Source organism: Streptomyces sp. NBC_01363 (assembly GCF_026340595.1).
Taxonomy (GTDB): Bacteria; Actinomycetota; Actinomycetes; order Streptomycetales; family Streptomycetaceae; genus Streptomyces.
The window spans coordinates 53,700-74,164 of the sequence record NZ_JAPEPF010000001.1 but is presented as its reverse complement, the minus strand read 5'-3'; the positions used below and the strand labels follow the sequence as shown (position 1 = coordinate 74,164).

Below are 20,465 nucleotides of genomic sequence, written 5' to 3'. Positions count from 1 at the left end.
GGTCAGTCTTGCAGGGCCGCCGCCATGACGGAACGGGCGATCGGGGCCGCGCTGCCGCCGCCGCTGATGTCCGCCCGGTTCGCCGCGGCGTCCTCGACGACCACGGCGACCGCGACGGCCGGCTGTCCCGAGCGGGGCGACTGGGCCCAGGAGATGAACCAGGCGTACGGCCGGCCCGAGTTGTCGATGCCGTGCTGCGCGGTGCCGGTCTTGCCGCCGACCGTCACCCCGTCGATCGCGGCGTTGGACCCGGTGCCGTTCTCCACGACGTCGACCATCATCTCCCGCAGCTGCGTCGCCGTCCGAGGGCTCATCGCCCGGTGGTAGGTGTGCGAGCCGTTCTGGTGGACGGTCGAGCCGCTGTGCGTGGTCGTACGGTCCACCAGATACGGGTATTTGAGGTCGCCCCCGTTGGCCACGGCGGACGCCACCATCGCCATCTGGAGCGGTGTCGCCGTCGTGTCGAACTGCCCGATCGACGACAGCGCCAGCTGGTCCTTGGTCATCTCGGTGTCGAAGTTGCTCTTCGCCACCCCCGAGGGGATCTTCAGCCCGGTGTCGTTGAAGCCGAACTTCCGCACCGCGTCCACCATGCCGTCGAGCCCGACCCGCACCCCCAGATCCGCCATCACCGTGTTGCAGGAGACCCGGATCGCCTCGGCGAGCGAGGCGTTCTCGCAGCCGCGCGCCTCGTTGGGCAGCGTGGTCGACGTACCCGGCAGCACGTACGGGGACGGGGTGCCGGTGTCCGCGTCGGGATCGGTGACGACCTCCGCGTCGAGCGCCGCCGCCGCCGTCACGATCTTGAAGGTGGAGCCCGGCGGATAGGTCTGCCGGATCGCCCGGTTGAGCATCGGCTGGCTCTTCGACGTGTTCAGCCGCGCCCACGCGTCGGTGACGGACGAACCGGTGCCCGAGAGCTGCCCGGGATCGTACGAGGGGGTCGAGACCAGCGCCAGGATCTTCCCGGTGGACGGTTCGACGGCGGCGACCGCACCCCGCCGCCCGCCGAGCCCTTCGTAGGCGGCGCGCTGCATCGAGTCCCTGACGGTCGTGACGACCTTGCCGCCGGGCTGCTGACCACGGGTGATCTCGTTCCACAGCGGGAATGGGGCGAGCATCGAGTCGGTGCCGGAGAGAATGCCGTCCTCGGCGTTCTCGATCAGGGTCGTGCCGTACGTCTGCGAGGCGTAGCCCGTCACCGGCGCGTACAGCGGGCCTTCGCGGTACGTGCGCTCGTACGCGAGCTGCTCGCCGGTGTCCTTCGAACCGGTCACGGACTTGCCGCCGACCAGGATGTTGCCGCGCGGCTGGTCGTAACGGGCGATCGTCAGACGGCGGTTGGCGGGGTTCTTGTCCAGGCTGTCGGCCTCGAAGACCTGGATGCGGGCGGCGTTCAGCAGCAGCGCCACGAGCAGCACCAGACAGAGCGCCGCGGCCCGGCGGATGTAGCGGATCACTGCTCGGCCTCCGTGATCGGCGCGATGATCCCGGTCTCCACCTGGCCGGGCTGCGGTCTGCGGGCCTGGTCGCTGACCCGGATCAGCAGCGCCACGATGATCCAGTTGGTGACGACGGACGAACCGCCCTGGGCGAGGAACGGCATCGCCATGCCGGTCAGCGGGATCAGCCCCATCACCCCGCCCGCGATCACGAACACCTGGAGCGCCAGGATCGAGGCGAGACCGATCGAGAGCAACCGCCCGAAGGGGTCGCGCAGGGCGAGGCCGGCCCGGTAGCCGCGGGCCACCAGCAGCGCGTACAGCAGGAAGATCGCGGTCAGCCCGGTCAGCCCGAGTTCCTCGCCCGCCGTCGCCAGGATGAAGTCCGACTTGGCGGCGAAACCGATGAGGATGGAGTGGCCGAGGCCGAGCCCCGCGCCGAGCATCCCGCCCGCGGCGAACGCGAACAGCGACTGGGCCAGCTGGCCGGCGCCCCGACCGGCGTCGATGGAGGCGAACGGGTCGAGCCAGTCCTGGACCCGGCTGTGCACATGCGGTTCGAAGGAGCCGACGACGAACGCGCCGACCGCGGCGAGCAGCAGGCCCACCGCGATCCATCCGGTCCGGCCGGTGGCCACGTACAGCATGATCACGAAGAGGCCGAAGAAGAGCAGCGAGGTGCCCAGATCGCGTTCCAGGACCAGCACGCCGACGCTGAGCAGCCAGATCGCCACGATCGGGCCGAGCACCCGGCCGGTGGGCAGCTGGAGCTTCCAGATCCGGCGGCCGGTGTAGGCGAGCGCGTTGCGGTTCGCCGCGAGATACGCGGCGAAGAACACGGCGAGCAGGATCTTGGCGAACTCGCCCGGCTGGAAGGAGAATCCGCCGACCCGGATCCAGATCTTGGCGCCGTTCACCGCGGGGAAGAAGATCGGCACGATCATCAGGACCAGTGCGGTGGCGACCGAGAGATACGCGTACCGCTGGAGCACCCGGTGGTCGCGCAGGAGGACGACCACCGCGATGAACAGCGCCACACCGAGCGTGGACCAGACCAGCTGGGCGGGAGCCGCCTGGTCCTTCGGGGTCTCCAGGTCGAGCCGGTAGATCAGCACCAGGCCGAGCCCGTTGAGCAGTACGGCGATGGGCAGCAGCAGCGGATCGGCGTACGGGGCGCGGAAGCGGACCGCGAGATGCGCGAGGAGGGCCAGCAGCCCCAGGCCCGCGCCGTAAGCGGCCACATCGGGTGGGACCGCGCCGTTCTTGGCCAGGCCGACGGCGACGTAGCCGTAGACGGAGATGAGGACGGCCCCGATGAGGAGCAGCAGCTCGACTCCGCGCCGCTTGGGCAGACGTAGATCGGGCGGGGGTGCGTCCGCCGTCGTTGCGGTCATGCCAGGCAACGTAGCAAGAGCTGGTGTGTATTTCCCTTATGTCGTAGCAGGTATGTCCGACGGCATGATGCCGAACGTCCACCCGGCGTCCGGCGCCCCTCACACCCCGTGATGCGGACCGGACTTCGGGGCGCCCCGGGTTTCCGGCGCTCCGCCGTCCGGTGCCGGGTACTCGGGCAGCGTGACCCGGGCCACCGCCCCGCCGTCCGGGGCGTTGCGGAACATCAGGTCGGCGCCGATCGCCGCGGCCTGCCCGGCGGCGATGGTGAGCCCGAGACCGTGCCCCTTGCCGCTGCCCTCGGTGCGGAAGCGCTGCGGGCCGTCGTCCAGCAGATAGTCCGGGAATCCCGGGCCGTGGTCGCGTACGGTCACCACCGAGCCGTCGACCGTCAGCACCACCGGGGGCCGGCCGTGCCTGTGCGCATTGGCGATCAGGTTGCCCAGCACCCGCTCCAGGCGCCGCAGGTCGGTCTCGACGCGTACGTGGGCGGCTCTCGCCGGTTCCCCGACCCGGATCGTGGTCCCGGTCCCGGACGCGCGCACCACCCGCTCGACGAGCGGCACCAGTTCGTACACATCGAGGTCGACCGCTTCCGTGCGGGCGTCGAGCCGGGAGATCTCCAGCAGATCCTCCGTCAGCGACCGCATGGTCCGGACCCGGTCCCGCACCAGCTCGGACGGCCGCCCCGGGGGCAGCAGTTCGGCGGCGGCCGAGAGGCCGGTCAGCGGGGTGCGGAGCTCGTGCGCCACATCGGCGGTGAAACGCTGCTCCGTCTGGAGTTTGCGCTGGAGCGTGGACGCCATCGTGTCCAGCGCGCCGGCGACGATCGCGACCTCGTCCTGCGGGCGCGAGGGGTCCGCCGTACGCGGGTCGCGGACGCGGGCGTCGAGGTCGCCCGCGCTGATCCGGCGGGCCACCCGGGCCGTCTGGTGCAGCCGCCGGGTGACCCGGGTGACCGCGAAGGCGCCGACCAGCAGGGTGGCGCCGATGGCCAGCAGGGAGGAGCCGACGATCGCCCCGTCGAGACTGTCGATGGTGCGGGCGCTCTGGCTGTAGTCGACCTGTGTGGCCAGTGCGCGGCCGTCGGCCGGAGCCGCCGCCCACATGGCCGGGTGCCCGTCGTGCTCGCCGACGAGCGTGCCGCGTTCGCCGCTCACGGCCAGGGCGCGCAGGGCGACGGGCAGCCCCGGGGGATCGATCCCGGAACCCGGCGGCAGCGCCTCGCCCGTCTCGTACGCGGTGGTGACGTCCGCCAGCCGGGACAGGGCCTTCTCGCGGGCCTGGCCGACGGTCTGGCGGGTCACCTTGGTGTGGACCAGCACGCCCAGCAGCGCGGCGAGCGCACAGCACATCACGGTGATGAAGACGGTCGACTTCCAGGTGAGCGTCGCGGCCCAGGAAGGCATCCGCGGCCTGCGCCGCCCCGTTCCGCGCCTGCCCGCGCCGGGCGGGCTCATCGGCGCTCCGCGGAGATCCCGGCGGAGGGTGTCGCGGTGGGGCCGGTGGGGCCGGTGGGCGCGGCGGTCGGCCGGGCGCTCGTCAGCTGCGGGCGCGGCGCCCGGGACGGCGGAATCCGCTGGATCTCGTCCTGGGTGGGCAGCATCGCGCGCTGCCGGGCGTCCCAGGACCAGGCGGTGCGGTACTCGTATCCCGTGATCGCCGACGGCACCCGCATGATCAGGTCCCGGCCGGCCAGCTCGACGCTGATCACGGCGTCCGAGGTGGACAGGATCCGGGTCAGTCCGCCCGCCTCCGGCATGTAGACCCGCACGGAGAGCTGGTGGTCGGCCAGCCGGATGCCGAGCACCAGATCGTCCCTGCCGTCGCCCGTCAGATCGCGGTAGTACGGCCGGAGCACGGGACAGGAAGCCGGTTCGGTCCGGCAGGCGTTGATCTTCTTCACGGTGTCGGCGGGGAGATCGGCCGTGCCGCTGGACCGGTTGGGCCGGGCCGCCAGACCGGCCCGCACCACCGCCACCGGATCGAGCCGGTGCACGTCGCCGTCCGGCACCTCGATCCCCGGGATGCGCGCGGTCTCGCCCTCGCCGTAGTCGTACGGCGCGGCGGAGGCGGGTGGCAGCTCGGGCCAGAGCCGGGCGGGCCCGACGGCGGTCGGGGTCGGTCCGGCGCTCCGCAGCCCGCCGCCGTTCCCGCAGCCGGTCAGCAGCGCCACGCCGACGACGGCCCCGAGGACCGCCGCCGCGCGGCACCGCACCCGGCGACGCGGACGCATGACTCCCTCCCTTCCGGAGGTCCAGGTCCCACGACCCTATTCGGAAGGGAGTCCGTTATGTCTATTTTGTGTGAATAAGAGTTTTCGTTTCGATATCGACAGGGGCGCCGATCAGCTCTGGTAGGGGTTCTGTCCCTGCCCGTTCGGCGCGTACCCCGCCTGCCCGTGCGGCTGTCCGTACGGGTTGCCCTGCTGCGAGGCCGCGTGCTGGGCAAGCAGCTGTTCGGCCTGCTCCTTCGGGATCTGCTGCTCCCCGCCGCAGAACGTGCACTGGGTCGCGAACTTCGTCGAGAACGGGAAGAGCGGCACGAAGAACAGCGTGAACTTGGTGACCCTCTTGCGCAGCGTGTGCGCGGCCGGATTGCCGCACCAGCCGCAGACCAGCGTCAGTATGGCCAGTTGGTACAGATAGCCCCGCGTACCGAAAATGATCATGTTGTGGGTCCTTTCCCCGTATCCCGCAGAAGCGCCTGTCGGCAGAGCGCCAGCAGCTTTTCGTCCTCGTACGCGTCGTGGCTGCCGAACACGCCGTCCATCGCGTTGTGACGGCGTACGGAGGTGAGTTCGGCGCGCAGCACGCGTGCCGCATCCGACCCTGCACCAGCGGCACCCATCCGCGCCAGGCCTTCCGCCACCCGGATGCGCACGTGATGGTTCTTCTCCCAGTCCGCCAGGAGCACCGGCACGGACTCGTCGGCCCACCCGGACACGTCCCACAGTGCGACCGCCGCGTCCACCCGCAGCCACTGCTCCTCGTGTCCCAGCAGCGCCCGCAGCCGGGGCGCGACCACCGCGGCCCGCGCCCCGAGCCCGCCCAGCGCGTTCACCGCGGACCGGACCTCATGGACACGCTCCGCCCCCAGACCCTCGATCAGCACCGGCAGCACCGCGCCGGCATCCCCCTCGACCGCCCACAGGGCCTTCGCCACCTCGGTCACCGAGGTGGCCCCGGGACTCCGCAGCAGCGCCCGCAGCTCCGGCACGGCGCCGTGCGCCGCGGGCCCGAACGAACCGAGCGCCCGCAACGCCGCCGTACGCAGCCACTCGCTCCGGTGCTCCGGTGCGCCGCGCAGCACCCGCAGCACCTCCGGCAGCGCCTCGTCGGCCCGCAGCACGGCCAGGCCGGTGAGCAGCGGGCCCGCCCGGTCGTGCGCCCGCTCGTCGAGCGGGACCTCGCCCAGCCTGCGGCGCAGCACCTCGGCCAGCGGGGCCGCCGCCGCCCCCAGATAGCCGATGGCGAACCCCACGTCGTGCGGCGCCTCGGGCCGCTCCAGAGCGGCGGCCAGCGCGGGCACGGCACGGGCGTCGCCCAGCCGGGCCAGCGCTTTCACCGCACTGCCCAGCGCCGGCGGCCCGCTCGGCCAGTCCTGCACCCAGGCCCCGGGATCCGCCGCCACCCGCGCCGCCAGCGCGTCGGCGGCGGGCGCGGCGAGCCCGAAGAGCTCCTCCAGCACGTGCGAGGCCGCCTCGGCCAGTCGTGGATCAGGGGTGGCGAGCTGCTCACCGACCAGCCGGACGAGCTCCTCGTACGAGCCCCGCCAGGCCCGGATCAGCCCGCTGCTCATCCGGAGCGCGTCGATCCGCTGCCGGCGGTCCGGGCTGCGCAGCTGATCCGTCAGCAGCGCCGTCCGCTCGGCGACCCGGTCGTCGAGCCCGACGTGCAGGGTGCGCAGCAGATCCGCCGTCCAGGGGGCGGTGGGCACCGGGGCCTCCTCCTCGGAGAGCGCCCGCAACTGGCCCACCAGGGTCACCGGCGCGACCCGCTCCTCGGCGGGCGGCTCCCCGGCCGCGTCCGGGTACGCGTCGACGGCCGCGACCGCCTCGGCCGTACCCGCCGTACCGGCCTGGGCGTCGACCGCGGGGGCCGTCCCCGACCTGCGCGCGGGCACCGAACGCAGCTGCCGCAGCAGCCCCGTCACCACCCGCACCACATCGCCGGGCAGCGCGTCCGGTGCGCACCGCGCCAGCTGGGCCAGGGCGGCCAGCCGCAGCCCCGGCGGGAAGCCTTCGCCGGCCAGCCGGCTCAGCCACGCAGCCGCCTGCCCGGCCAGCATCCGGTGGCGCAGGGCGACCCGCCCCGCGGCCTCGACCAGGGCGAGCCGCACCTCCTCGTCCGGCTCGATCGGCAGGCGTTCCCGCAGCAGCGCGAGAACCCGCTCCGGATGGCTGTGGAGCGCGGCGAGCGCCAGGGGCGCGCAGAGCCGTACCCCCGGGTCCTCGTCGGCCATCAGCTCGAAGAACACCCCGGCGCCCGCGGTGACGGCGGTCGCCGCCATCGCGTAATTGGCCGCGCCCTCGATCTCGTCCTCGTCGATCTCTTCCTCGTCGTCCTCGTCCAGATCGATACCACCGATGCTGGTGAGCAGTTCGACGATGCTGCCCCGGTCCTGGATCCCCGGATCCACGACCAGCTCGAAGAGAAAAGGAATGCTGGCCAGCGTGCAGGCGTACACGTCACCCTGGTGGTGAACCGCCCCGTACATCCCGTCCAGCGCCGCCTCGCGCTCCGCCGTATCGGCGGACGCGAGACCCCGCAGCATCGCGGGCACATCACCGGCCGACCCGTAGGCGTGCTCCATCGAGGCCCAGTCGACCTCATCGATCCCTGCGAACACCCCATCGCCTCCCCACGCATTTCAACGAAGCAGTGTCTGCGAGGAGTGTGCACCACAGGTCGGACGATCCGCCCTCCACATGCGGTCTTTTCCTGGCGAGCATGACAAAGGACCTTGTCATACGCTATCGGTGGACCGATGCGAAACGGTCACCTCCGGTGATGGAGCGACAGAAAGGATCCCGGGCAGCCCTGTAGCCGGCCTACCGCGCGTCCGGCAGGCGTCCGGCCTCGTCCGGATCGGCCAGTGGCCCCAGCAGATCCCCGTACCGCTCCAGTCGCGCGCCCATCCCGTCGGCCAGGAAGACCAGCTCCCCGGGGGTCCGGCACTCCTCGATCTCCGCCCAGGTGACCGGCGCGGAGACGGTCGGCTCGGGCCGGGCGCGGAGCGTGTAGGGGGTGGCGGTGGTCTTCGCCGCCGCGTTCTGGCTGAAGTCGACGAACACCTTCCCCGGCCGCAGCGCCCGTTTCATCCGGTGCACGACCAGGTCCGGGAGTTCCCGTTCCGCCTGGACGGCCAGCCCCTTCGCGTAGGCCGACACCCGATCGGCGGGGGTCGGCTCCAGCGGCACGAGCAGATGCAGCCCCTTCGACCCGGACGTCTTCCCGTACGCGCGGAGCCCGTCCGCCGCCAGCCGCTCGCGCAGCCACAGCGCCACCGCACAGCACTCCACGACGGTCGCGGGCGCGCCCGGGTCCAGGTCGAACACCATCCGGTCGGCGATCCCGGGCGCGTCGGCCCGCCACTGCGGGGTGTGGAACTCCACCACCAGATTGGCCGCCCACATCAGCGAGGCCAGATCCCGCACGACCACCTGTCTGGCCTTCTTGTCCTCGTGGTGCGGCACCGGGGTGGTCCGTACCCAGGACGGCGTACCCGGCGGCGGATTCTTGGTGAAGAAACGCTGCCCGTCCGGCCCGTCCGGATAGCGCAGAAAGGACACGGGCCGGTTGTCCAGATGGGTCAGCAGGGGCCCCGCGGCAGTGGCCGCGTAGTAGTGCAGCACCTCGCCCTTGGTGGTTCCGGTGGCCGGATACAGCACCTTGTCGAGATTGCTGAGCGCCAGCCGCCGCCCCTCCACCTCCGTGATCGGCGTCATACGATAAGAATCACATGATTCACGGACCTACAGGTATCTGTACGGACACAAGGGGTGAACGGTGAGGTCCATATGGAACGGCGCCATCTCCTTCGGGCTGGTCAGCATCCCCATCAAGCTGGTCAACGCCACCGAGAACCACTCGATCTCCTTCCGCCAGATCCACCTCGCCGACGGGGGCCGGATCCGCTACCGGAAGGTCTGCGAGATCGACGAGCAGGAGGTCACCGCCGCCGAGATCGGAAAGGCGTACGAGGAGGCCGACGGCTCGATGATCCCGATCACCGACGAGGACCTCGGCGCGCTCCCCCTGCCCACGGCCAAGACGATCGAGATCGTGGCCTTCGTGCCGGCCGCCTCGATCGACCCGCTCCAGATGGACGCGGCGTACTACCTCTCCGCCAACGGGGTTCCGGCGGCCAAGCCGTACACCCTGCTCCGTGAGGCGCTGAAGCGGAGCCGGAAGGTCGCCGTGGCGAAGTACGCGCTGCGCGGTCGCGAACGGCTCGGCATGCTGCGGGTGGTCGACGATGTGATCGCCATGCACGGTCTGCTCTGGCCGGACGAGATCCGCAGCCCCGAGGGCGTCGCCCCGGAGACCCAGGTCACGGTCCGCGACACCGAACTCGACCTGGCCGACGCGCTGATGGACACCCTCGGCGAGGTCGACATGGACTCGCTCCACGACGACTACCGCGAAGCGGTCGAGGAACTCATCGCCGCGAAGGCGGAGGGCCGGACCCTGGAGCCGGCGGAGGCGGACGACTCCGGTGGCAAGGTCATCGACCTGATCGCGGCCCTGGAGAGCAGCGTCCGGGCGGCGAAGGAGGCCCGGGGCGAGGAGCCGGGTACCGAGGAGGAGCCGGCGGAGAGCCCTGGCGCCAAGGTCACCTCCCTCGCCGGTCGCAAGAAGTCCGGCGGAACGGGAGCGAAGAAGAAGGCCGCGGCGGCCGGCAAGAAGACGGCCGCGAAGAAGTCCGCGCCGAGCAGGGCGCCCGCCAAGAGGACCGCCGCACGTTCGACGAAGAAGTCGGCCGCCAAGGCGGGCGCCAGGACGTCGGCGAAGAAGACCACCGCGAAGTCGGACCCGAAGCAGGCGACGAAGAAGGTGGCCCCCCGCAAGCGCGCCTCGGCCTGAGAGCCTGTCGGGTGACCTTCGATCGGAGAGCGGACGCGGCATGGTGCGTGCGATTCCAAGGCGCCGGGATGGCCTCGGATGGGGCCTCCCCCACTCGAACGAAGTTGAGAGTTCGGGGAAGGAGCTACTAGGGCATTTCGGCAACGCCGGAAGCGTGCGTGCCAGGGCGTGGCCGCCCGATCAGAGGTCACCCGACAGGCTCTGAGGCGGGACGACTCCCCGGCGGGCGCGCACACGGCCGACGGCCGCCCCGGAGGCCAGGCCCCGGGACGGCCGTCGACACCGGACCGGTGGCTCAGTGCCTGCGGAACGGGAAGCGGTACGAGTCCACATAACCGGCCGCCGGAGTCCCGACACCCGTCACGTCGTCGTACCCCTTGACCGCCTTCAGCGAGGCGTCCTTGCCGAGGCCGCGCAGCGACGTCAGCAGGCCGTCCGCCGCGTCCACGCCGTTGGCGAAGTCGACCCGGACCACCGCGAGATCACGGTTCGGGCCCAGCGGGTGGTCGGTGACGTCGTGGTACGCCTTCGAGCCGTACCGGGCGTAGATCGCCGGGTTGGCGAAGCCGATCGGCAGCCCGTGCCTGGCCTGCTGCGCGAGCGCCTGGACACCGGCGATGACCGGTGCGGCCAAGGACGTACCGCCGATGCGGTACTCGTCGTAGCCGAGCGAGCCGTCGGGCAGCGTCTGGGTCTGGCCGACCAGGAAGCCGGTGTTCGGGTCGGCGACGGCCGCGATGTCCGGGGCCGTGCGCATCCGCTGCTTCCCGTTCGCCCGCGCGAGCGAGTCGGGCACGACACCGCGCTGGTAGAACGGCTGCTTCACGGACGAGCTGGTGCCGCCGCCCGCGCCCGAGGTGTACGCGCCCGGGAAGCCGTCCCAGCTCTTCCCGTCCTCGGAGAGGCTCGACTTGAGCGTGCCCCAGCCGGTCTCCCACTGGTACTTGTCGTGCTTGCCGACCGCCAGCGCGGTGCCGCCGACGGAGGTCACCCAGGCGGAGTTGGACGGTACGTCGATCTGCTTCGTGCCCGTCGACGCGACGTTGTCGCCGTCGTCGCCGGAGGAGAAGTAGAAGCCGATGCCCTCGATCGCGCCCATCTTGAAGACCTGGTCGTACGCGGCCGCGACGTCCGGCGTCTCATTGGCCTCGACGTCGCCCCAGGAGTTGGAGACGATGTCGGCGAGCCGGTGGTCGACGACCTTGTTCAGCGAGTCCAGCAGATCGGCGTCGTAGCAGGAGGCGCCGCCCACGTACACGATGTCGGCGGCGGGCGCGACCGCGTGCACGGCCTCCACGTCGAGGGTCTCCTCGCCGTACCAGCCGGAGGCCCCGCACTCCTCGGTCTTCGTGTAGTCGTCCGGCAGTACCTGGCTGAACTGCCCGCGGCGGTAGGGCGCGTCGCCGTTGCGCTTGGCGTACTCGGCGGCGTCCTTCGCGATGGTCGGCGAGGCGTACGCGTCCGTGATCGCGACGGTGACGCCCTTCCCGGTCCAGCGTCCCGCACCGTAGGCGGCGCGCAGCTGCTTGCCGGTGTATCCCTTGACGGCGTACGTCGCCTTCGCCCCGTAGGCGCTCGGCAGCGTCGACGCGGTCTTCGAGCCGTAGTACGAGGAGAAGGGGCCGGAGTTGCGGAACACCGCGTCCGGCGGCGGCAGCGCCTCGTCGTGGCTCGACTTGTGCGGCGCGTTGTCCAGGCCGGAGACGGCGAGGACGGCGTCGCTCAGCGCGGCGGGGACGGAGGCGGTGGAGGCCGGGGCGCGGTAGGTCCGGCTGCCCTTGCGGTAGTTGCGCAGCTGGGTGCCGAACGTCTTCTCGGCGGCGGCGACGTCACCGGTGGCCGAGACGTAGTGCCGGTTGGCGCCGGTGACGGTCAGCCCGTTCGACCTCAGCCACGTGCTGACCTGGTCGATCTGCTGCTGGGTCGCACCGAACCGGGCCTGCGCCTGCTCGGCGCTCAGGTACTTCCCGTACGACGCGGACTGCGGGTCGGACACGGCGGCGGCGTAGGCGGCCAGCCCCTTCGCGTCCCGTCCGGCCAGATGGACCCGGACGCTGACCTTGCCGCTGTCGGACGTGGCCCCCCGGTCCGCCCCGGCGGTCGCCCAGGCGGGCTTGGTGCCCTGCAGCGCGTCCCGCCCGCTCGACGCGGAGTCCGCGCTGGCGTTTGGTATCCCGAGGGCGAGCGCGCCGGCCAGCAGCGGCAGTGTCGCTGCCACGCTCAGCACGGCGCGACTTCTCGCGCGGCTGGTTCTCATATAACCCCCTGCGATGTGGGTCTACGCGTGTGGATTGCATGTGCCGGATGGTGTGCACATGTAATGCGCCACTCTGGCGAGGAACGCCTCATCTAAGGGGCATGTGCTGACCAAGAATCGACCAAGTGCGCCACCACCCGGGGAAGTTCGCTGAGAATCTGCGGAATTGTGCCCTTGACGAACCCTCAGGTGTTCGAGGTCGAGTCTGCCGGGCCGACGCCGAACGAGGGCGAACTGGTCACATACGTACAGCCGGTGTACCGATACCCGGGCTGGATCTTCGACCCGTCCGCGTAACTGCTGACAATCGTCTGGGACGAGCCGCCCCGGTGCTTGTACAGGAAGTGGTACTCACCCGCGGGCAGCCAGAGCGTCACCTGCGGATAGCTCTTCCCCTTGGCCTTGCAGGCCGACAGGGAGGCGGTCAGCCCGGAGCGCGTCTCGCAGCTGCCGCACCCCTTGATGCCGGTCTTCCCGGTGACCGGGCCGGTGTACAGGATCTCGACCCCGTCCGGGGCGTCGTTGCTGATGACCAGCTGCATCCGGGCCCCGCCGGGCCGGCCCGAGGGCGGCAGGTGCTTGCCGGCCGCCGCCCGGGTGTCGGCGATCTCGGCGGCGATGGCGATGTCCCGGGCCCGCGCCCCACGCTTGTCCTTCTTGTACGAGGCGGCGAACTCCGTCAGTGTCAGCTTTGCCTCGTTGAACCGCTTGGCCTCGAACTGGGCGACCCCGCAGGCGTATTCGCCGTTCCGGATGCCGCCGTCGGCCTTCGGCGCCAGCGCCGAGACGGACTTGTCCGGCATCGAGAGGGCGGTCGTGCGGAGTCGGCGCAGCGTGTCCCTGGCGGAGCAGGGGTCGCTCCCGCGCACGGCCCGGTTCTGCTCCGAGATCTTCCTGGAGACGGCGGGCGCCACCTGCTTGGCCTGCGCCGATTCGGGGAACGTGCGCAGCAGTTCGCCCAGTTCGCCGCTCTCCCTGCCACTGGTCGGCACGGCGCCCAGCTTCGACACCCCGCACTCGTACAGCGAGGTGGCGAGCGGCCCGTCGGGGTAGCCGGTGAGATCGCCCAGCAGCTTCGGGTCGATCGACCGGGGCACGGTCCGCAGGTAGGTCAGCGGCTCGATGGCCTCGCAGTGCTTCTTCTGCCGGTACGGCGCCGAGACCGCCTTGTAGTACGCGCCGAGCCGCTGCGGCACGAGCTTCCCGGCCCGCGACCCGGCATGCTTCTCGCCGAGCCCCCGGTAGATGTCGAGCGCCGCCCGGTAGTCGCCCCGCGCGGCGGCGAAGGGCTTGCCGGAAGCGGCCTCGACACTCCGGTCGCCCCGGTCCAGCCGGTCGAGCAGCATCTGCTCCACGGCCTCGTCCTGCGCGGAGCCGTAGGCCACCACACCCCCCGCGGGCACCGCCAGCAGCACCAGACCGGCCCCCGCCGCCACCACCGGCCGCCACGACCCGCCGACCGCCCGACGCAGCGCGAGCCGCGCCCCGTCCACGGCCGCCAGGACCAGTGCGACGAGATACGCGACGACCACCCCACCGGCGGCCCCGTCGGGATCGGCCGGCAGCACGGCCCACAACAGCGCACCGGTCGCGACCCAGCACAATGCCACCCGGACCCAGCACCGCATCAGCGCATAACCGAGCCCGAATCCGCTCAGGTTGAGCAGCGCCACGGCCAGGGACCGCAGCCCGCCCCCGGGCGGCGGCGGCCCGACCACGGGCGGCTGCGCGGGTGGCGGAGGCGAAGGCGGAGCGAACCCGGGCGGCGGCGAGCCGGAACCGGCCCCGTCGGCAAGTCTCTGATCGTCCCAACTCACGTCGGCCCCCCAACGTTTGAGCAATCCGGGCCTCGAATCGAACCCGGCCGGATCACCATCCACGACGCCCCCGAACAGTGTCAATCCGGACGTGCTTCCTGCAGGACGAGCGCCAGTGGTGCCCACCGCCCACATATGTCGTGGCCTGTTGCTACTGCAATTGTGACGGACCGTCGGGCGGCAAACTCGAGGCGCATGACTGGGCTCGAGCGTGGACGAGCATCACGCCGCCGTGGCCACTATCAGGTTGCTTGGCCCAGCAGCGGTCTGGAACCCGGCCCTGAAGAGTCGAGCCGAAGAAGCGGTCGATGACCTGCGATTTCAGCCACGTTGCTGCAGGACTCCGAAAGTGAACCTGCTGGGTTCGCGAAGTGCTTCCGTCGCGCCGCTGAGGTCGGCGAGGCGGGCGGCAATCGTCGCCTCGGCCAGCCGCGGAGGCAGAGCTGCGCTGAACTTCAGGCCGTGGAGAGCGTGGGGGGCTACTGAAGGAAGGCACAGACGCCCTGCTGCATCGGACTTGGCCTGCTTCCATTCTTGAAGTGTGATGTCTTCGCGGAGTCGGACGTACGTGTCTGTGGGGCGCTGCAGAGGATCGGCGGCGGTACCGAGCGAGGCAGCCAAAGTCACGTTGGCCTTGTAACCGGCCCACGTCCACCACCGCACATTGGTGTCCTGTCCGCCACGCACGAGAACCGAGGCATCGGGGTGCACCAGCTCGGCTGCCTTTTCACGCACTTGACCAAGGGCGCTGTCGGCACGTCGGGTGAAAGCGACCGGAGGTGTTTCACCGAGGAGCTCGCGATGCCAGACCCCCTCCGCCTCAAGGAAGTCCACCGCGCCGAACAGGTAATCCCCGTACGCCTCCAGCTGGTCCACCGACAGACGGCCGAACTCGCGCAGCTGACGGGCGACGGTTTCCTCGCGCCGCCGATTCCTCGTCGTGCCGGGTGCTGCGGGTTCGGTGTCGGCCGCGCGCTCGTCGCCCACGTACTCCATGACCAGGACCGTGCGTTTTCCGATGCGTTGGGGAGTCGGTTCGATCAGCCGGATGATGCGGGAGTCGGGGCGCAGCCGGCTCATGACCTCGGCCTCGCGGGTCAGCACGTCATTCCTGCTGTCGGAGAGCGCCACCTTCAGTACCGCGAGCGACTTCGAGAACCGGACCTCGGAGCCGGCCGAAAGATCCCGTACCAGGAACGCACGGCTCGTCGAACCCGTACCCAGTCGGCGCCGTACTTCCCAGCGGTCCGCGAGCACATCGCCCGCGACTGCCTCCAACGGATCCTTCTCGGGGACGGCCACCGGCACGGGCTCGGCGGGGGGAGCCGGCTCGGTCAGCTCCTCCTCGACGACCTCCAGCATCTCCAGGAAGTCATCCACCGACGACAGCCGATCGGCGACGCTGTAGGCGGTGGCAGCCTGCACCAGCTCGTCGATGTACTCCGAAAGGCCGTCGACCACCGCGCTCGGCCGCAACCCCTCGCCCGCTTCGAAACGGGCCAGCAGTTCGGCCTGGCTGGCCGCGGGCGCCTTACCGGTGGCCAGGAGGTAGGTGAGTACACCGAGCCCGTACACATCCAGGGCGACCGGATCGGCCTTGAGCGCGGTCAGCTCGGGAGCGAGGTACGGGTCCGAGCCCTCGGCGATGTGCGCACCGGCCCGCGAGAACGAGGTCGGCGCGAGCCGTTCTCCGGCATTGCGGCCACTGTGTTCGGAACCGCGCTGGACGGCGACCTGCCAGTCGGAGATCTGCACGTACGGACTGAGCCAGCCCGCGTCCTCACTGTCCGAACCTGCCGCCCCGCCCCGGCCGCGCGGCATCAGATGGATCGCACGTGCCGCCAGGGTCCGGTGATAGATACGCCTTCCGTGCGCCGAACGCACCGTCTCCGCCCGCTGACGCACCAGCGTCATCCGGCTGAGGATGTCCAGCTTCTCGCCGTACTGCGCCAGATACTCGTCCAGCCGCAGCGTCCTCGGGTCGTAATCGAAGATCAACGCAGGGCCGGCGGAATGCCCGGACGGGTCGTACTGCTTGAGCTGCACCACACCCGGGTGCCGGAAGCGCCGCAACACCGCGGCCTCACGACGAGCCGCATGCTCCACCGAGGCGCGCAGCCCGGCGTCGGAGCCGCGCTCGCGCAGATAGACCCGGATCCGGGCAGCCTCCGGCAGATCACTGTGCTGGGCCAGATAGTCCGCCCAGGTGGGACCGGAGTCGAATGACTTCCGGTGCAACAGATAGGGGCCGACCTTGTACTCGGCGTCACTGCGCGCGATGCCGACCCGGCCCAGCGCCGCCGCGATCCTCCGCGACCGCGGGCCATCGATCCGCCGCTGCTCGAAGTGCGGGGGCGACTCTGCTGCGCAATTCCGTGCGGGGGTGAAGGTGGGCACGGGATGATCGTCTGTACGGTCGTTGTCCTGTCGTGCGGCCGTGGGGGTGGTGTGGATGTCGATGCGGCCGGAGGGGCTGCCGGAAGTCCCGGAGCAGACCGTGATGGTGGCGCGGGCGGCGTTCCCGCAGGGGAGCCTGGCGATACGGGTGCGAGACCGGCTCGCGGAGGTTTTCGCGGACGAGCCGTTCGCGTCGGCGTTCGGGGTGCGTGGGGCTCCGGGTTTGTCTCCGGGGGTGTTGTGCCTGGTCACGGTGTTGCAGTTCGCCGAGGATCTGACCGATCGGCAGGCCGCGGCGATGGCGGTGCGGGCGATCGACTGGAAGTACGCGCTCGGGGCGGAGCTGACGGACACCGGCTTCGATGCCAGTGTGCTGAGCCGGTTCCGTTCCCGCCTGTCCGACAACGGCATGGAACGGGTGGTCTTCGACCGTCTCCTTGAGTACTGCGTGGAGGAGGGGCTGGTCGCGGCCGGGGGCAGGCAGCGGACCGATTCCACCCATGTGATCAGTGCGGTGCGGGACTTGAACCGCCTCGAGCTGGCCGGGGAGAGTGTGCGGGCGGCGCTGGAGGCCCTGGCTGTCGCGGCGCCGTCGTGGCTGGCCGGGCAGGTCGATGTCGCCGAGTTCGCTCACCGGTACGGGCCGCGGGTGGACGGCTGGCGCATGCCCGCCTCGCAGACGAAACGCGACCGGCTCGCGCAGGTCTTCGGCCAGGACGCGCTGGCGTTGTGCCGGGCGGCCTGGTCACCCGGCACACCCCCATGGATCCGTGAGATCGAGTCCGTACAGATCCTGCGGCAGATCCTCGTCCAGACGTACTACCTGAGCACCGACACCAGGGGACGGGAGGTGATCAAGAAGCGGGCCGCCGACGACGAGGGTGTCCCGCCCGGTCATCGCCGCCTCGCCTCCCCCTACGACGCGGACGCACGCTGGGCGGCCAAGGGCGAGGGCCTGTTCTGGATGGGCTACAAGGTCCATCTCACCGAGACCTGCGACACTCCCACCGAAGCCGAAGCCGAAGCCGAAGCCGAAGCCGAAGCCGGTGTCCGGGCGGCACCGAATCTGATCACGGACGTGTGCACCACCGATGCCACCGTGCCCGATGTGAAAGCGACCGCCCCGGTCCAACAGCGCCTGGCCGAGCACGGCATCAGGCCCGCCGAGCACTACCTCGACTCCGGCTATCCATCCGCCGACCTCATCGCCGCCGCGCTGAAACAGGGCACCCGTATGGTCACCCCGGTTCTGCTGGATCATTCCGCCCAGGCCAAGGCCCACGCCGGCTTCGACAAGAGCGCCTTCATCATCGACTGGAGGGCCCGCCAGGTCCGCTGCCCCGCCGGCAAGACCAGCGCGCACTGGAACCCCGTGAAACAGCACGGAACGGACGCGATCGTCATCACCTTCGGCGTCCGCACCTGCCGCCCCTGCCCCTTCCGCGACCAATGCACCAGCTCCGCGAAAGGCCGCCGCATGCTCACCCTGCGCCCCAGAGAGCCAGAAGAAGCCCTCACCCAGGCCCGCGCCGAGCAGAAGACCGAGACGTGGAAGGCCAAGTACGCCCTGCGAGCGGGTGTGGAAGGCACTATCAATCAAGCCCTCGACATCACCGGCATACGCCGGGCCCGCTACCGCGGGCTACCGAAAGTCCGCCTCCAACACGCCTTCTCCGCCACCGCACTCAACGTGATCAGACTCGACGCCCACTGGACCGGACACGACCAGCATCACACCCGCAGCAGCCGGCTCGAACGCCTCGCCTACCGACTCACAGCCTGACCCAGGAATTGCGCAGCAGAGTCGTCATCAAGGCCAAAGCCATGATGTGCGCGTACGGGCCGGCCGGCTATGGCAAGACCATGGCCGTGAACTCCGCCCTGCGCGAGCTGGCACCGCGGGCGACCTACCGGCTCGAGCTACGGGCCGGACCCACCCCGCGCGACATCCGGCACGGCCTGTTCAAGGCGCTGCGGCTGCCCGGTGAACCACCGAGGCGGCCCAGCGAGTTCGATGCCCTCCTCAAAGAGGCTCTCGCCGAACAGTTCCGGGTCCTGGTCTGCGACGAGGCACAGTGGATGAGCCGGACCGGATTCGAGTTCTGGCGCCACCTGTGGGACGACAAGCACACCGACATCGCAGTCATCTTCGCCGGCGGCGACAACTGCTACCGCGTACTGCGGCGCGAGCCTATGCTCGCCTCGCGGATCTACATCTGGCAGGAGTTCACCCGCCTGCCCAAGAACCAGATCCGCAAGGTCATCCCCGCCTTCCACCCCATATGGGCCACCTGCGAGCCCTCGCTGATCGACATGGTCGACCAGGAAGCCGCCCACGGCAGCTTCCGTAACTGGGCCAACATCACCGCCCACCTGGTCTCCGGCATGGACAAGACCGGCACCGAACACGTCACCGAAGAACTCATCCACTGGGTCTACAGCAAGATCGGCGGCATGTGAGCCGCAGCAACATCCCGGCGACGCGCAGCGCAGCCTCACGAGGCCGAAGGCACACAGCAGCCAGAGCGGTCCGTATCGTCATCGACGCCGACGACCACCCGGCATGGACGGCAGCCGCCCTGGACGCGCACTCCCCCGAGAACGGACGCGTCACCCTCCACCCCTCCCCCGGCTCGTCCGCCCCGCCCGCTCTGGCCCAGGACATCCTGTGCGCGCTCGGCAAACGGCTCCCGCCCCGCGGTATGGACGCGCCCCGGCACCGCGCCTCGTGGGCAGACATGGTGGGCCCTGCCTGGACGGCAGCCGCTTCCTGGATCAACGCGTACCGGACCGGACACCTCATCGTCCTGCGCGCCCACACCCTCACCCCGGCGCGGTGGGAACAACTCGACACACTCCGAGCCCGTACCGGGATCCACCTCACCCTCATCTGGCACCGTAAACCGGACACCCGTCTCACCGAACACGCAGCCAGGCTCAGCACCGGCTACCAGAAGACCGACGGCTTCGACGCGGCCCGGGACAGGCTCCGGGAGAAAGGCCCTGCACACCCGGGCACGAGGCCGCACACAGACGGCCCCGACACCCACACCCGTGGCAGCGGACACGAACTCATCGAGCAGGTACAGCAGATCGGGCACCCGCTCCACGCAGGACTCCTCGCCGCCCAACTCCTCAGCCACACAGACGAGGCCGAACAACTCGCCGCCGTCCGGCTCGCAGACCTCGCACCCGACGCCACCGCCCTCGCCCTCCCCCGCCGGCCGTACCGGCCCACCAGCACACGCCACTGGCACTCCGTCCTCACATGGGCGCAGCCCCTGCTGATCGCCGCGCGGGCCTGGCACTACCTCAACGGTCACCACCACCCCAGCAGGCACCTGTTCCAGCACACCAACTTCCACCACCACAACCAACTCACCGACATTCTCACAGCGTCAGGAATCACCCCCGCCATCAACATCCTGACCGGCGACCCCGCATGGCCAACCCCGGCCACACCACCCCGCTGACCAGCATGAACACCCCACCCTCATAGCGATCAGCAGCGAACCGACCACCACACCCCGCAAAAACGACAGTCACTCATCGGCATCCACTGTCAGAACCCAGCACCCCACACCAACAGCCCAGACACCCCACCAACCCACTGACAAAACAATGACGAACACCCACCGACAAAACGACACCGATCACCAACCAGCGGCGGACCGTCTCGTAGGAGACGATGATGCCGCGCTGCAGCATCAGCTCCTCCACCTCACGGAATGACAACGGGAAGCGGAAGTACAGCCACACGCAGTGGGAGATCACCTCGACCGGGTACCGGTGCCCCTTGTACGACGGCGGCGTACTGCCCACGGACAACCCCCTCCACCATGATCAACCCGAAGATCATCCCACCCGTCAGCCAACGTGACAGTGCCGTCATGAGCATTGCTCTGATCGCGGTGAACGTGGCGCAGACGCCCACCGACAGCGCGGGCAATCCTGTCGACGGTCCGTGGGGGGCGACGCTCTACGTGATCGCCGAGCAGGTGGACGGCTGGCGCATCGTGGCGGGCCAGAACATGGCCGTCGACCCGCAGGCCGTGTGATACCAGGCCGTGAT

General features: G+C 70.4%; 14 protein-coding genes and 2 pseudogenes. 5 read left to right on the top strand and 11 right to left on the bottom strand.

Annotated elements, in window-relative coordinates:
* Window positions 1-2 precede the first annotated feature (2 nt).
* The 7 genes from OG611_RS00330 to ligD all read right to left on the bottom strand — a co-directional run bounded on the left by OG611_RS00330 (window position 3) and on the right by ligD (window position 8,784).
* The gene (locus OG611_RS00330; protein ID WP_266414323.1) at window positions 3-1,460 is read right to left on the bottom strand and encodes a penicillin-binding transpeptidase domain-containing protein; all 1,458 of its coding nucleotides are present in this window, start codon (window positions 1,458-1,460) and stop codon (window positions 3-5) included.
* Window positions 1,457-2,836, bottom strand: coding sequence for an FtsW/RodA/SpoVE family cell cycle protein (locus OG611_RS00325; protein ID WP_266414320.1), 1,380 nt, complete (start codon window positions 2,834-2,836; stop codon window positions 1,457-1,459). The genes OG611_RS00330 and OG611_RS00325 overlap by 4 nt, the downstream gene beginning before the upstream one ends.
* A gap of 99 nt (window positions 2,837-2,935) precedes the next feature.
* The gene (locus OG611_RS00320; protein ID WP_266414318.1) at window positions 2,936-4,294 is read right to left on the bottom strand and encodes a HAMP domain-containing sensor histidine kinase; all 1,359 of its coding nucleotides are present in this window, start codon (window positions 4,292-4,294) and stop codon (window positions 2,936-2,938) included.
* Window positions 4,291-5,070: a hypothetical protein gene (locus OG611_RS00315; RefSeq protein ID WP_266414316.1), complete on the bottom strand. Its 780-nt coding sequence runs from the start codon at window positions 5,068-5,070 to the stop codon at window positions 4,291-4,293. The genes OG611_RS00320 and OG611_RS00315 overlap by 4 nt, the downstream gene beginning before the upstream one ends.
* Window positions 5,071-5,181: 111 nt before the next feature.
* Window positions 5,182-5,505 (bottom strand): zinc-ribbon domain-containing protein, encoded by a 324-nt coding sequence (locus OG611_RS00310; RefSeq protein WP_266414314.1) that lies wholly within the window; start codon window positions 5,503-5,505, stop codon window positions 5,182-5,184.
* Window positions 5,502-7,685: a PBS lyase gene (locus OG611_RS00305; RefSeq protein WP_266414312.1), complete on the bottom strand. Its 2,184-nt coding sequence runs from the start codon at window positions 7,683-7,685 to the stop codon at window positions 5,502-5,504. Before OG611_RS00305 ends, OG611_RS00310 begins: the two co-directional genes overlap by 4 nt.
* Window positions 7,686-7,887: 202 nt before the next feature.
* Window positions 7,888-8,784, bottom strand: coding sequence for a non-homologous end-joining DNA ligase (gene ligD / locus OG611_RS00300; RefSeq protein WP_266414310.1), 897 nt, complete (start codon window positions 8,782-8,784; stop codon window positions 7,888-7,890).
* Between the two features lie 61 nt (window positions 8,785-8,845).
* On the opposite strand from ligD, the gene OG611_RS00295 reads away from it, so the two are divergent.
* Window positions 8,846-9,922 (top strand): Ku protein, encoded by a 1,077-nt coding sequence (locus tag OG611_RS00295; RefSeq protein ID WP_266414307.1) that lies wholly within the window; start codon window positions 8,846-8,848, stop codon window positions 9,920-9,922.
* A gap of 295 nt (window positions 9,923-10,217) precedes the next feature.
* Here the strand turns inward: OG611_RS00295 and OG611_RS00290 are convergent, their stop codons facing one another.
* The 3 genes and pseudogenes from OG611_RS00290 to OG611_RS00280 form a co-directional block, all read right to left on the bottom strand.
* Window positions 10,218-12,179 carry a protease pro-enzyme activation domain-containing protein gene (locus OG611_RS00290; protein ID WP_266414305.1) on the bottom strand — a complete coding sequence of 654 codons (1,962 nt, stop codon included), beginning with the start codon at window positions 12,177-12,179 and terminating at the stop codon, window positions 10,218-10,220.
* A gap of 185 nt (window positions 12,180-12,364) precedes the next feature.
* Window positions 12,365-13,996, bottom strand: coding sequence for a hypothetical protein (locus tag OG611_RS00285; protein WP_323180059.1), 1,632 nt, complete (start codon window positions 13,994-13,996; stop codon window positions 12,365-12,367).
* Window positions 13,997-14,788: 792 nt separating this feature from the next.
* Window positions 14,789-16,357: pseudogene (locus tag OG611_RS00280) on the bottom strand (protein kinase); the annotation flags it as partial.
* Between the two features lie 91 nt (window positions 16,358-16,448).
* On the opposite strand from OG611_RS00280, the gene OG611_RS00275 reads away from it, so the two are divergent.
* From OG611_RS00275 to OG611_RS00265, 3 genes are read left to right on the top strand one after another with little or no spacing between them, the layout of a single operon-like run.
* Window positions 16,449-18,176 carry an IS1182 family transposase gene (locus OG611_RS00275; RefSeq protein WP_266414303.1) on the top strand — a complete coding sequence of 576 codons (1,728 nt, stop codon included), beginning with the start codon at window positions 16,449-16,451 and terminating at the stop codon, window positions 18,174-18,176.
* An 8-nt stretch (window positions 18,177-18,184) separates the two neighbouring features.
* A complete protein-coding gene (locus tag OG611_RS00270; protein ID WP_266414301.1) occupies window positions 18,185-18,853 on the top strand; it encodes an ATP-binding protein in 669 nt (222 codons plus the stop codon).
* Window positions 18,850-19,866 carry a hypothetical protein gene (locus tag OG611_RS00265; protein WP_266414299.1) on the top strand — a complete coding sequence of 339 codons (1,017 nt, stop codon included), beginning with the start codon at window positions 18,850-18,852 and terminating at the stop codon, window positions 19,864-19,866. The genes OG611_RS00270 and OG611_RS00265 overlap by 4 nt, the downstream gene beginning before the upstream one ends.
* A 190-nt stretch (window positions 19,867-20,056) precedes the next feature.
* Here OG611_RS00265 and OG611_RS00260 read toward each other — a convergent pair.
* A pseudogene (locus tag OG611_RS00260) lies at window positions 20,057-20,215 on the bottom strand (IS6 family transposase); the annotation flags it as partial.
* A 68-nt stretch (window positions 20,216-20,283) separates the two neighbouring features.
* Between OG611_RS00260 and OG611_RS00255 the strand changes: the two are divergent.
* Complete coding sequence (locus OG611_RS00255; RefSeq protein WP_266414297.1) at window positions 20,284-20,451, top strand: hypothetical protein; 168 nt, start codon at window positions 20,284-20,286, stop codon at window positions 20,449-20,451.
* Window positions 20,452-20,465 lie beyond the last annotated feature (14 nt).

What these genes read in the sequence shown, in the direction of transcription:
- OG611_RS00325 (WP_266414320.1), bottom strand. Translation starts at nt 2,836, where the DNA reads ATGACCGCAACGACGGCGGACGCACCCCCGCCCGATCTACGTCTGCCC.
- OG611_RS00320 (WP_266414318.1), bottom strand. Translation starts at nt 4,294, where the DNA reads ATGAGCCCGCCCGGCGCGGGCAGGCGCGGAACGGGGCGGCGCAGGCCG.
- OG611_RS00315 (WP_266414316.1), bottom strand. Translation starts at nt 5,070, where the DNA reads ATGCGTCCGCGTCGCCGGGTGCGGTGCCGCGCGGCGGCGGTCCTCGGG.
- OG611_RS00310 (WP_266414314.1), bottom strand. Translation starts at nt 5,505, where the DNA reads ATGATCATTTTCGGTACGCGGGGCTATCTGTACCAACTGGCCATACTG.
- ligD (WP_266414310.1), bottom strand. Translation starts at nt 8,784, where the DNA reads ATGACGCCGATCACGGAGGTGGAGGGGCGGCGGCTGGCGCTCAGCAAT.
- OG611_RS00290 (WP_266414305.1), bottom strand. Translation starts at nt 12,179, where the DNA reads ATGAGAACCAGCCGCGCGAGAAGTCGCGCCGTGCTGAGCGTGGCAGCG.
- OG611_RS00275 (WP_266414303.1), top strand. Translation starts at nt 16,449, where the DNA reads ATGTCGATGCGGCCGGAGGGGCTGCCGGAAGTCCCGGAGCAGACCGTG.
- OG611_RS00255 (WP_266414297.1), top strand. Translation starts at nt 20,284, where the DNA reads ATGAGCATTGCTCTGATCGCGGTGAACGTGGCGCAGACGCCCACCGAC.